The organism is Rhodococcus sp. IEGM 1241 (genome assembly GCF_033142365.1).
Lineage (GTDB): Bacteria > Actinomycetota > Actinomycetes > Mycobacteriales > Mycobacteriaceae > Rhodococcus_F > Rhodococcus_F erythropolis.
The window spans coordinates 804,512-816,856 of sequence record NZ_JAWLSE010000002.1 but is presented as its reverse complement, the minus strand read 5'-3'; the positions used below and the strand labels follow the sequence as shown (position 1 = coordinate 816,856).

11 protein-coding genes are annotated in these 12,345 nt (G+C 62.5%); 6 read left to right on the top strand and 5 right to left on the bottom strand.

Going from position 1 to position 12,345, the window contains the following annotated elements:
- Positions 1-53 precede the first annotated feature (53 nt).
- Together R4P70_RS13490 and atzF are read left to right on the top strand one after the other, a co-directional pair.
- Positions 54-755 (top strand): GntR family transcriptional regulator, encoded by a 702-nt coding sequence (locus tag R4P70_RS13490; RefSeq protein ID WP_019744458.1) that lies wholly within the window; start codon positions 54-56, stop codon positions 753-755.
- Positions 756-772: 17 nt separating this feature from the next.
- The gene (atzF, locus tag R4P70_RS13485) at positions 773-2,482 is read left to right on the top strand and encodes an allophanate hydrolase (protein WP_317830924.1); all 1,710 of its coding nucleotides are present in this window, start codon (positions 773-775) and stop codon (positions 2,480-2,482) included.
- Positions 2,483-2,485: 3 nt separating this feature from the next.
- On the opposite strand, the gene R4P70_RS13480 is transcribed toward atzF, so the two are convergent.
- The gene (locus R4P70_RS13480) at positions 2,486-3,061 is read right to left on the bottom strand and encodes a TetR family transcriptional regulator (protein ID WP_019744460.1); all 576 of its coding nucleotides are present in this window, start codon (positions 3,059-3,061) and stop codon (positions 2,486-2,488) included.
- A 68-nt stretch (positions 3,062-3,129) separates the two neighbouring features.
- Here R4P70_RS13480 and R4P70_RS13475 point away from each other — a divergent pair, with 68 nt between their 5' ends.
- The gene (locus R4P70_RS13475; RefSeq protein WP_003941517.1) at positions 3,130-4,731 is read left to right on the top strand and encodes an MFS transporter; all 1,602 of its coding nucleotides are present in this window, start codon (positions 3,130-3,132) and stop codon (positions 4,729-4,731) included.
- Positions 4,732-4,783: 52 nt separating this feature from the next.
- Here the strand turns inward: R4P70_RS13475 and R4P70_RS13470 are convergent, their stop codons facing one another.
- Positions 4,784-5,635 carry an SDR family oxidoreductase gene (locus tag R4P70_RS13470; RefSeq protein ID WP_211917904.1) on the bottom strand — a complete coding sequence of 284 codons (852 nt, stop codon included), beginning with the start codon at positions 5,633-5,635 and terminating at the stop codon, positions 4,784-4,786.
- Positions 5,636-5,753: 118 nt separating this feature from the next.
- Between R4P70_RS13470 and R4P70_RS13465 the strand changes: the two genes are divergently transcribed.
- The gene (locus R4P70_RS13465; protein WP_020906720.1) at positions 5,754-6,203 is read left to right on the top strand and encodes a winged helix-turn-helix transcriptional regulator; all 450 of its coding nucleotides are present in this window, start codon (positions 5,754-5,756) and stop codon (positions 6,201-6,203) included.
- On the opposite strand, the gene R4P70_RS13460 is transcribed toward R4P70_RS13465, so the two are convergent.
- The 3 genes from R4P70_RS13460 to R4P70_RS13450 all read right to left on the bottom strand — a co-directional run bounded on the left by R4P70_RS13460 (position 6,179) and on the right by R4P70_RS13450 (position 9,794).
- Positions 6,179-7,171, bottom strand: coding sequence for an iron-siderophore ABC transporter substrate-binding protein (locus tag R4P70_RS13460; RefSeq protein WP_019744462.1), 993 nt, complete (start codon positions 7,169-7,171; stop codon positions 6,179-6,181). The genes R4P70_RS13465 and R4P70_RS13460 overlap by 25 nt on opposite strands.
- Positions 7,172-7,354: 183 nt before the next feature.
- Complete coding sequence (lpdA, locus tag R4P70_RS13455) at positions 7,355-8,758, bottom strand: dihydrolipoyl dehydrogenase (RefSeq protein ID WP_003941477.1); 1,404 nt, start codon at positions 8,756-8,758, stop codon at positions 7,355-7,357.
- Between the two features lie 49 nt (positions 8,759-8,807).
- Positions 8,808-9,794 carry a dipeptidase gene (locus R4P70_RS13450; protein ID WP_030537958.1) on the bottom strand — a complete coding sequence of 329 codons (987 nt, stop codon included), beginning with the start codon at positions 9,792-9,794 and terminating at the stop codon, positions 8,808-8,810.
- A gap of 233 nt (positions 9,795-10,027) precedes the next feature.
- On the opposite strand from R4P70_RS13450, the gene R4P70_RS13445 reads away from it, so the two are divergent.
- Both R4P70_RS13445 and R4P70_RS13440 read left to right on the top strand, forming a co-directional pair.
- Complete coding sequence (locus tag R4P70_RS13445; protein ID WP_007733735.1) at positions 10,028-11,077, top strand: alpha/beta hydrolase; 1,050 nt, start codon at positions 10,028-10,030, stop codon at positions 11,075-11,077.
- A 242-nt stretch (positions 11,078-11,319) separates the two neighbouring features.
- The gene (locus tag R4P70_RS13440) at positions 11,320-12,336 is read left to right on the top strand and encodes an alpha/beta hydrolase (protein ID WP_007733734.1); all 1,017 of its coding nucleotides are present in this window, start codon (positions 11,320-11,322) and stop codon (positions 12,334-12,336) included.
- The last annotated feature ends 9 nt before the right edge of the window (positions 12,337-12,345 follow it).

Here is a 12,345-nt window from a genome sequence, read left to right as displayed (position 1 = left end):
GCTCTTACCCGAAGACATCTGGACGAAACACCTGATCAATAGCGTATACAGGTATGTCGACAGGGATGAATACGGCGCCGGAGCCACTGCGTGAGGTGGTCTACCGGGAACTACGCACCGAACTGGTCAACGGGACTATCGGGTTCGATCAACGCCTGACGGAACCGAAACTCTCCACGCGTTTCGGCATTTCTCGCACACCAGTACGGGAAGCGTTGACGATGCTGTGCGCCGATGGACTCCTGCGCCGGGAAGAATACGGGTTCTCCGCCGTGCGCCCGAGCATCCCGCGGATCCGAGATCTGTACGAACTCCGAATCACTCTGGAACTACAAGGAATTACCCGGGCGATCGCAGATCCGACGATCCGGCACGACCGAACAATCCTCGACGACGAGTTGGTGCGGTGGCGTGCCCTGGCTCTCGATCCGCCCGCTCAGGAACCGGGGTTCGTCGAACTGGACGAGGAATTCCACGTCGCCGTACTGAGGGCGTCGGGAAACAATGAACTGGTCGCGTCGCTGCTGTCGGTGAATTCCCGTATCCGGCACGTTCGGATGTACGACTTCATGGTCAACGGCCGCATCGACACCTCGATCGCGGAGCACATTCGAATCCTCGAAGAACTACGTGCCGGCAATCTGCCCGAGGCCCGCACGCTTTTGCACCAGCACATCGGCGAGTCTCTCGACGTCGTCCTCGACCGGGTGACCCGCGCGATCACCGCGCTCTCACTCGCCAACATCACGGACTGATCGGAGCAGTACACACCATGACCATCGCAGCAGAAGTTTTCACCCCGACAGCCCGGGTCGAGCAGGCATTCCAGCGGATCGAGGAAGTAGATCGCCCCGAAATCTGGATCACGTTGCGCCGCAAGGAAGATGTGCTTGCCGATGCCGCCTCGGCCGAAGCCAGACTCGCCGCAGGCGAGCACCTTCCCCTGGCTGGGCGCCTGGTCGCCGTCAAGGACAACGTCGACGTCGCCGGTCTGCCGACCACAGCGGCGTGCCCCGAATTCGCTTATGCGCCGGACGAAACTGCCAGTGCCGTTGCGCGGTTGATCGAGCACGGAGCTGTTGTTCTGGGGAAGACCAATCTGGACCAGTTCGCCACCGGACTGGTCGGAACGCGTAGTCCGTACGGAGCCGTTCGCTGCGCCTGGGACGAGAAGTTGATCTCGGGCGGTAGTAGCTCCGGATCCGCCGTCGCCGTGGCACTGGGGATTGCTGATATCGGAATCGGCACCGACACTGCCGGTTCCGGCCGGGTACCGGCGGCATTTCACGGGATCTACGGACTCAAGCTCTCGCTCGGCGTCATTCCCGTCCACGGAGTAGTGCCCGCCTGCATCGACTACGACGCTCTGACGGTGTTCGCCGGCGACCTCGAATCGGCAACCGCGGCAGCGGCAATCATGGTCGGCCACGAACCTCGAGATCCCCGCAGCCGCGTCTGGCCTTCCGACGTTCGTCTCGCGGCGGCGCCGAATCCCCGCGTCGCGGTCCCCCGAATCGAGGATCTCGCTCAACTTAGCCCGTCGTATCTGGCAGCATTTCAGGACACTGTGACAGCTCTGGTAGCCGGCGGCGCCGAGACCGAGACCGTCGACATCTCCGGGCTGCTCGACGCGGCCCGATTGCTCTACGACGGCGCCGTGGTGGCGCAGCGGTACGCCGCTGCCGGCGAGTTCCTCGAAACTCGTCCTGCCGGAGCAGATCCCGCGGTGTCCGACATCGTGCTCGGCGCGAAGCACCCCACCGGATACCAGCTAGTCGACGATCTCGACGCTCTCACCCACGCCAAGGCTGCCGCCCGGGAACTCCTCGCAGGGTTCGACGCCCTACTGCTTCCCACCACCACCGAACATCCGACCATCGCTGCCGTGACCGAGGATCCATTCGGAATCAACCGCCGGATGGGAACTTTCACCAACTTCTGCAACCTGCTCGACATGGCGGCCGTCGCGGCGCCCGGACACCGCACTGCCGAAGATCACCCGTTCGGCGTCATGTTCGTCGTACCCGCTTTCGACGACCAGATCGCCATCGACCTCGCCGCACGACTCGGTGATGTGCCTTCACCCACCCTCGTCAATACCGGAATCGACCTCGCAGTATTCGGCGCTCACCTGCGCGGGCAACCCCTCAACACACAGTTGGTCGACCTCGGCGCGCGGTACGTCGAAACCGTCACGACCTCGGATGCCTACCGGCTCTTCGCTCTCGACACGACGCCACCGAAGCCCGGCCTGGTACGCCGTGGCCCTGGACTCGGCGCACCGGTCGTCGGCGAGATCTTCCGGATCTCACCGGCTGGCCTGGGAACGTTTCTCGCCGCCTTGCCCGCGCCGATGGCGCTCACCAGCGTCGAGTTATCGGACGGCAGAACGACAGTCGGTTTCAGCTGCACTCATGACGCCGTAAACGGCGCAGCTGACATCACCGGCTACGGCGGTTGGGCCGCGTACCTCTCTCGCTGACAGTCACGGCTTGCAGATTCGAGTGACGGCCTCGCGCACCACTTCACGGCGGCGCGCGATCTCGTCGGCGTCGACGTTCTGGTTGTCGGCCACACCGGGGGCCACGACCCAACCGAACACGAGGCCGAACAGCATCGTGATCAGGTCCTGGGGATCCCAGTGCTTCGAGATGAGGCCGTCTTCTTGAGCCTTGCGGATCGTGGCCATTCGCGGAACCCAGCTGGAATGTTCCTCGGCCAGCTTCTTCATCCGTGGTGCCTCACCCTGCAATTGACCCCAGATCATCATCCGTTGAATCTGTGGTTTGGCGAGCATTGCGTCGAACAGTTCGACGGCATGCGCGGGCATGTCTTCACCGGTGAACTCGACAGACTCCATCGCCTGCTCGAAGTCGACGTCGAGCACCGCGTGGAACAACGCGACCTTGTCACCGAAATAGGCGTAGAGGCGCTCCTTACTGGCGTTTCCGTTCTTCGCAATCCGATCGATGCGCGCACCGGCAAGCCCGTAGGTACCGAATTCTTCTTGCGCAGCGTCGAGGATTCGCTGTTTCGTCGCGGTCACGTCAGTGGGAGCCATAGTGATGATGGTAACCGAACGAACTATTTCGTTTGACTCACCTGAGAAGGCTGGAATACCTTTTTCCAATGACCACCACGTCCCACGTCGACGGCGGCACTCTGCCACCGATCCCGGCTGTCTCCGAGAATCCGAATCATCAACGTCGCTGGCTGGTGCTCTGCATCGTCGCGTTCGCTCAACTCATGGTGGTGCTCGACGGCACCATCGTCTCCATCGCCCTACCGGCAGCCCAGGAGGAACTGGGCATCAGCGACCTTGACCGCGCGTGGGTGGTCACGTCGTACGCCTTGGCGTTCGGTGCGCTGCTGCTCCTCGGCGGACGTATCGCCGACTACTGGGGCCGAAAGCGATCCTTCATCGTCGGCATGGCGGGCTTCGCGGTTGCCTCCGGCATCGGCGGCATCGCGCAGAGCGGTATCGAACTGTTCATCGCCCGCGCCGGCCAGGGCGTCTTCGCAGCATTGCTCGCGCCCGCTGCGCTGTCGATGCTCACCACCACCTTCATCGGAGAGAAGGAGCGCGCCAAGGCTTTTGCCGTCTACGGCGCGATCTCCGGCGGTGGCGCTGCCATCGGCCTGCTCCTCGGTGGAGTGCTGACGCAGTACGTCGACTGGCGCTGGTGCCTGCTCGTCAACATCCCGATCGCGCTGATCGCCATCGCTGCAGCCGTCCCGATCGTCAAGGAAACCAAAGCGCACGGCGACACGAGCTACGACCTTCCCGGCGCTGTCCTCATCGCCCTGGGGCTCGGCTCACTGGTCTACGGATTCACACGCGCCGAGCACGGCTGGGGTCAGGCGGACACTTTGCTGTTCATCGCACTGGGTCTGGTCTTCCTCGCGATCTTCGTGGTCGTCGAGAGCCGCAGCAAGAATCCGCTTCTACCGCTGAGCGTTCCGTGGCATCGTGATCGCGGCGCTGCTCTGATCGGCTCCATGCTGGTGGGCGCCGCCCTGCTCGGCGGCACGTTGTACCTGACGTTCTACCTGCAGATCGTGCTCGGATTCAGCCCGGTCATGGCCGGCGTCGGATCGCTGCCGATGGCATTCTTCATCGTCTTGGCGTCGACCATCGCAGCGCAGTTGTCCACCAAGATCGGCCCCAAGCCGCTCATGGTCGCCGGCCCGCTGGTGGCAGCAGTAGGACTGCTCATGCTGACCCAGATCGAGGTACACAGCTCCTACTGGACGCACGTGTTCCCCGGCCTCGCGATCTTCGGCTTCGGACTCGGTCTACTGATGGTGCCGATGCAGAACCTCGCACTGATCGGCGTTCCCGACCACGACGCCGGCGCTGCCAGTGCCCTGGTCAACGCCACCCTGCAGATCGGCGGCGCACTCGGAACCGCACTGTTCACCACGATCTACGCTTCGGCCAAGTCGGCCTTCACCGCCGACAACGCGGCGCCGATCCCGCCGGAAGGCATTCCTGTCGACATGTCGAATGCGACCATCCCGACCGGGGACCAATTGGCGCTACTCCCCCAGCCGGTGCAGGACTTCGTCGCCTCGATGACGGACTACTTCTTCGGCGCCGAGGTATCCGGATACTCGGCCGCATTCGGTTGGGCGGCAATCCTGTTGGCGATCATCGCACCGGTAGTGCTGGTTCTGGTCCGCGCCAAGAAGGGTGATCTGCCCGCCGAGGGTGCAGTCCACATGGGATAACCCCCTGTGCGCCTTTATTAACCGCCCGCGGTTAATAAAGGCGCACAGCAGGTCAGGCCTTCCTCAACACCTCAGCCACCGGAGCGCTGCTGCGGCCGATCAACTTCTGCAGGTCACCAGACTCGGTGTCCAACGCCCCCTTGGCAATTGCAGCATCGGAATCCGCGAGAATCTCTGCGACCGGGGCAGGCAGGCCGACGCTCTCGAGAATCCCCTTGTATGCGTCCTCGCTCACGAATTGGTACGCGACAGGCTTGCCTGCAAATTCGCTGATCTTCTCGGCCAATTCGGCGTAGGTGAGCCTCTCGTCACCGCCCAACTCGTACACTGCGCCTTCGTGACCATCGGTGGTCGCGACTACTGCTGCGGCGTCGGCGTAATCCGCACGCGCCGCAGCCGCGATCTTGCCTTCCGCTCCCGCACCGACCAGTGCGCCGCGTTCGATCACACCGGCCAGGTCGTTGGTGAAGTTCTCCCAGTACCAACCGTTGCGCAACAGCGCGAACGGAATACCGCTCCGAGTGAGCACGTCCTCGGTCGCCTTGTGCTCGGCAGCAAGCTTCATCGGCGTGTCCTGAGCATTCAAGATGCTCGTGTAGGCGATGAATCCGACGCCGGCAGCCTTCGCCGCGTCGATGATGTTGGTGTGTTGCGCGAGCCGTGACCCCACTTCACTTCCCGAGATCAGCACCAGCTTGTCGACGCCCGCCAATGCGGTTTCCAACGCCGAGGCATCCGCATAGTCCGCTTGACGTACAACTACTCCGCGCGCGGCGAGGCTTTCCGCCTTCTGTGGATTGCGGACGACTGCGACGATGTCGGACGCGGCGGTTCCCCGCCCGATCAACGACTCGACTACCAGTTGTCCGAGGTTTCCGGTTGCGCCGGTGACTGCAATGCTCATGCGAACTCCCGATCCAGGTTGAAGCGTAAATGCGTTCTGCAACCATCATGCACTTATTTTTCGTAAGTGCAACACTTCGAGTTAGCGCTATGGGATCGTGCAGTAGTAGCCTGGGTTCATGACCAGCACCGACTCACCTTCATGTGCTGCCCAGACTCCTGATCCGAATGCCGACGTCGTGGACCCGACGCTCGAGGCTGACGTCTTCGCTCGCGGGTGCAACTCTCGGGCGGCATTGCAGAATGCAACCGGACGCTGGGGCGCACTCGCGCTGGCAGCACTGAACGAGGGTCCGTACCGGTTCAGTGCCCTGCGCCGACGCGTCGACGGAGTCAGCGAGCGCATGCTCTCGCAGACCCTGCAAACACTCGAGCGGGATGGCCTCGTGCACCGTGAGGTACTCGAAACCATCCCGCCCAAAGTGGAATACAGCCTGACCGAACTCGGCGCCGACGTCGCCGCAAAGATCACGGCCCTGATCGAACTACTCGAATCGCAGGTGCCGAAAATCGTTGCGTCACAAGCGTCGTACGACGCTCGGAATCAGCTCAACTTGTCCGAAAGCTGAGCGATGAACTCGTCGAATGCGTAGGGAACGCTCAGCACCGTCGGAGCGGACGTAGCCATCGCGTAGTCCATTCCGACCAGACGAACCAGACGGCCGTTCGACACCGAGGTCATGTTCGCGAACGGACCGAAGGACATCAGCTTGTCCAGGTTGGTGCCGTCGGCGTCGACGAGAATGAAGACGTCGGCGTCGAGTGTGTCGATGGATTCCATGCCCACGGACACCGAACTGTCGCCGGAAGTGCACACTGCGTCGACACCGGGCGAGGTCTTCACCCCGAGCTGGCCGAGAAGACGGATCCGCGGGTCGGTGCCGCAGAAGACGATCAGGCCCTCGTCGGTGCGCATTGCATACGTCGCGGTTTTGCCCTGGAACTGTGGGTGATCAGCGGCCTGCTTCTCGAAGTACGCCCCGGTCTCGTCGATCAGCGTCTGAGCCTGCTCCGGCTGTCCGAGCGCTGCACCGATCATGCTCATCTGCTTGTCCCACGCCGTATCCCACGGCTGGTCGGGGAACGCGACGGTCGGCGCGATGTCACTGAGGCGCTTGTACTCGCCCTCGTCGATGCCGGAGTAGACGGCGAGGATCACGTCGGGATCGAGCCCGAGGATCTGCTCGAACGGGATATCGGGATTGGTCGTCATGAGAACGGGCTTGGCACCGTTCAGACGCGAAGCGTCCCAGGGCAGGATGTTGTTCTCGATGCCGTCGCCGGAGAAGCTCTCCATGGCGACCGGAACCTTGTTCAGTGCGATCACCGCATCCTGGCCACTCCATCCGATGGTCACGATGCGCATAGGCTCCGCGTCGATCGTCGTCGAACCGTAGGCGTGGTCGACGGTCACGGGGAACGCCCCCGCCTCGGCGGCACCCGAAGCTTCGGTGTCCGATCCGGAGTCACCTGAGGTTCCACAGGCGGAGAGCGTCAGCGCGACGCAAGCCGCGAGCAGTACGGAACGAGTTTTCATGAGTGGTCCTTCGAAAGCCGGATGGTCGACTCGGGACGCTAATGCGTTGCGCGCCTACACCCCGACTCGAAGGCCTCAGATGGCGGTTTCGCAACACAACTCGACACAAAAGACGAAAAACCCCGTGCGTCTTTCCGGTAGTGCGAACTACCGAAAAGGCGCACGGGGCCGAAGGCCCTGCCGTCAGAAGTTGATCATGTGGCCGGCGAGGCCGTGGATCGCTTCTTGCAGTGCCTCACTGAGTGTGGGGTGGGTGTGGACGTTGCGTGCCAACTCGTTGACCGTGAGGTCCCACTTCTGGGCCAAGGTCAGCTCGGGCAGCAGTTCCGAAACGTCCGGTCCGATGAGGTGCCCGCCGAGCAGTTCGCCGTACTTCTTGTCGGCGATCAGCTTGACGAAACCGGTCGGGTCACCGAGACCGTGTGCCTTGCCGTTGGCGGCGAACGGGAAGTTCGCGACCTTGACGTCGTAGCCCTCGGCCTTGGCCTGCTCCTCGGTCAAACCGAACGAGGCGACCTGCGGCTGGCAGAACGTCGCACGCGGCATCATCCGGTAGTCACCGAGTGTCTGCGTCTCCGCGCCGCCGATGGTCTCGGCAGCGACGACAGCCTGAGCTTCTGCGACGTGCGCGAGCTGCAGCTTGGCGGTGACGTCACCGATGGCGAAGATGTGCGGGACGTTGGTGCGCATGTAGTCGTCGATCGCGATGGCGCCGCGATCGGTCAACGCGACACCGGTGTTCTCGAGACCGAAGCCCTCCACACGCGGTGCGAAGCCGACGGACTGCAGAACCTTGTCGACGACCACGGTCTCGATCTCGCCGGACTTGTTGTCCTTGATCGAGACGGTGACCTTGCTGCCGTCGTCGCTGATGGACTGCACAGCGGCACCGGTCTTGATGGTGACGCCGAGCTTCTTGTATTGCTTGGCGATTTCCTTCGAGACGTCGGCGTCCTCGTTGGGCAGTGCCCGATCGAGGAACTCGACGATCGTGACGTCGACGCCGTAGTTCTTGAGGACGTAACCGAACTCCATGCCGATCGCGCCGGCACCGACGATGAGGATCGAACCCGGAAGGTCACGGGTGAGGATCTGCTCTTCGTAGGTCACGACGTTCTCGCTCAGCGAGGTGCCGGGCAGCAGCTTGGTGTACGAACCCGTCGCGATGATCGCGTTGTCGAACGTGATCGTCTCGGTGCCACCCTTGCTCAGCTCCACGCTGATGGTGTTGGCGTCGACGAACGTGCCCTTGCCGTCGTACTCCGGGATCTTGTTCTTCTTCATCAAGAAGTGAATGCCCTTGACTCGCCCGTCCGCGACCTTGCGGCTGCGATCGAAAGCGGAGCCGAAATCGAAGGACACGTCTCCGGACATGCCGAACGTCTTCGCTTCTTTCGTGAAGATGTGCGCGAGTTCGGCGTTACGGAGAAGCGCCTTGGACGGAATGCAGCCGACATTCAGGCATACACCGCCCCAGTACTTCTGCTCGATGATGGCGGTGCTCAGGCCCAGTTGTGCCGCGCGGATAGCAGCGACGTACCCACCGGGGCCGGCTCCGAGGACAACGACGTCATAGTGTGAGGTCACGATTCACCAGGGTAGTCCTGCATCGTTTCGCTGTCCCCAGATGGTCGCATTACCCGTCGGTAGCCCACACTTCTCGGGCAACTCGGGCGAAATTTCCGCCGTACACGGCCTCGATCGACGGCTCGTCGAAGCCCCGCTCACGCAATACCTGATCAAGTGTCAGCACGTCCTCCGGAGGAGTCCACTGCAGTGGCCCCCACGCGGTGTACGCCTCGGAGAACGACGACGGGTTCTGCTCGATCTCTTCGCGGAAGTCGTCGGCGTCGAAGGAGAAGTCGGAGCCGATCCCGACATGATCGATGCCGACGAGTCCCACAGCCTCTTCGATGTGGTCGGCCATCGCGGACAGCCGAGCCTGGTCGTCATCCGGTCCGTTGACGCCGAGGAATATGCCCACGCCGTTGATCCCGATGACGCCGCCGGTCTCCGCACACGCTCTGGCCTGATCATCGGTGATGTTGCGCGGATGCTCCCACAACCTTCGGAGGTTCGAGTGGCTGTAGATCATTGCTCGCTGGGTGATAGCTGAGATGTCCAACCCCGTCTGTACCGAACAATGTGATCCGTCGACTGTCATTCCGACGCGATTCATCTCGGCAACCAGGTCACGGCCGTATCCACTCAACCCCGTGTCCGCCAGGTCCAAGCAGCCGCAGCCGGCAGCGTTCATGTAGTTATACGTCGGCAACATCGAGCGGACTCCGAGATTGTAGAAGTACGAGACGTTGGCCAGGTCTCCCTCCAGCGGATTCGAGTCCTCCAGGTCAAAGGCCAGGGCGATTCCGCCGGACTCCTGAATCTCGACGACGCCGTCGACGGTGAAGACAGGGGTGATCTCCGGGAACTCGACCCGCGCCTGCCACGCGAAACTCTTGGCGATTGCCGTCGAGTCCGCGCGAGTCTGCGGCGAGTAACCGACGTTCACCGAAACGTAACTCCCCGCTGGGCGCTGATATCGGAGAAGATCTTCGACAGACGCGTTCGACTGCAGAGGTAGGCAACAATGTTGTTCCCATAGTGGATATGTCCGGTTCACTCACTAATCCCGTCGATGATCAGGGAAATTCACCTGAAACTGGTCGTACGTTCAGCAAATCTCTGGTTCACTGGCGGATAACGCACCGATGCGGTAGAACTTACAAGACTCACACGCCCTGTACCTATCGACAGAGCATGTACCCAGCATGAATTCCCGCACGGGAACAGCAACAAAGGACCGTTCACTCCTGGGCGGATTCGAAGAAATTTTAGGTGGAGGTTTCTGAACGTATGCGTGCTCGCACTTTCAAGCGTGGCCGTCTGGTCGCCGCTGTAGCCGCAGTATCCGTGCTGCCGATGCTGATCAGCCCTGCAGTATCGTCCGCAGGCGGAGATCCGTCGACCACCACGGCAACTGTTGCCAAGGCAAACACAACGGGTTCCAAGCTCTCGAGCCGCACGGACAACGGGCGCATCGCCACCATCAAGGTGTACTCCCCTTCCATGGAACGCGATATTCCGCTCGAGGTCATCCTCCCGGCAGACGGCAGCGAACCCCGCCCGACGCTCTACCTGCTCAACGGTGCAGGCGGCGGCGAAGACCGGGCGACGTGGCAGCGTCAGACCGACGTCAACGAGTTCTTCGCTGACAAGAACGTCAACGTCGTCACCCCGCTCGAAGGTGCATTCAGCTACTACACCGACTGGGTGAACGACGACCCGTCCCTCGGCCGTCAGAAGTGGCAGACGTTCCTGACCCAGGAACTCCCGCCCGTCATCGACGCCGAGTTCAACACCAACGGCGTCCAGTCGATCTCCGCGATCTCGATGACCGCGACCTCGGTCCTCAACCTCGCCATCGCAGCTCCGGGCCTCTACAAGGGCGTCGGTGCATACAGCGGATGCGCCGAGACCAGCACACCGGTCGGCCAGTCCTCCATCGAACTGGTTGTGGGCATGCGCGGCGACGCTGACGTGACCAACATGTGGGGCCCCCTCGACGGCCAGGGCTGGATCGACAACGACCCCGTCGTCAACGCCGAGAAGCTCCGCGGCACCGAGCTCTTCATCTCCACCGGCTCCGGACTCCCCGGCCCGCACGACACCCTGAACAACGAGGCGATCAACGGACAGGTCGGCACACTCGCCAACCAGGTGATCGTCGGCGGCGTCATCGAGGCAGCAGTCAACTACTGCACCCACAACCTCGCCTACCGCCTCAACGATCTCAAGATCCCGGCCACCTTCGACTTCAAGCCGACCGGCACCCACTCGTGGGGCTACTGGGAAGACGATCTCCACAACTCCTGGCCGATGCTCGCTCGTTCGATGGGCATCTGACCGAAATCGTTCCGACTCGACCCCGCTCCCTGCACTTCCGGGAGCGGGGTCGAGTGCTTGTCTGGGCCGATTCGGGGGTTAATTCCGGGGCCAATTCAATTGTCAGGCAATCGAATCGCGTCACTTTCTGCGCCGCTCTGCTTTACTGACACATAACAAAAAGTGAACCTGTTCCAGTAAGGGCTCACAGGCACTTCGATCCGTTCCGGATCCGAAGACATTCAGGTGGAGGATCCGAACGTATGCGTGCTCGAATTTTCAAGCGTGGCAGTGTGATCGCAGCTCTCGCAGTGGCCACGGTGCTGCCGATGCTGATCAGTCCGGCGACAGCTTCTGCAGGCGGTGACACGTCCGGATCGCACGTCGTGAGCAACACCAAGACCGGCGACCGCAAGGTCACCATCTCGGTCTTCTCCCCGGCGATGGATCGCAACATCCCGCTCGAGGTCATCCTCCCCGCAGACAACAGCGAACCCCGCCCGACGCTCTACCTGCTCAACGGTGCAGGCGGCGGCGAAGACTCGGCGACCTGGCAACGCAAGACCGACGTCATGAACTTCTTCCAGGACAAGAACGTCAACGTCGTCACCCCGCTCGAAGGCGCATTCAGCTACTACACCGACTGGGTGAACGACGATCCGGTTCTCGGTCGCCAGAAGTGGCAGACGTTCCTGACCAAGGAACTCCCGCCCGTCATCGACGCCGAGTTCAATACCAACAAGGTCCAGTCGATCTCCGCGATCTCCATGACCGCGACCTCGGTCCTCAACCTCGCCATCGCAGCTCCCGGCCTCTACAAGGGCGTCGGCGCGTACAGCGGATGCGCTGAGACCAGCACCCCCGTCGGTCAGAGTGCGATCGAACTTGTCACAGGTACCCGCGGCGGAGCTGACATCACCAACATGTGGGGCCCGCTCGACGGTCAGGGCTGGAAGGACAACGATCCGGTCCTCAACGCCGAGAAGCTCCGCGGCACCGAGCTCTACGTCTCCACCGGCTCGGGACTCCCCGGCCCACACGACACTCTCGCCAACCCCGCGATCAACGGTCAGGTCGGTGCGCTCGCCAACCAGGCGATCGTCGGCGGCGTCATCGAGGCAGCGGTCAACTACTGCACCCACAACCTCGCCTACCGCCTGAGCGATCTGAAGATCCCGGCCACCTTCGACTTCAAGCCGACCGGCACCCACTCGTGGGGCTACTGGCAGGACGATCTCCACAACTCCTGGCCGATGCTCGCTCACTCCCTGGGCGTCTGACCCGATTCG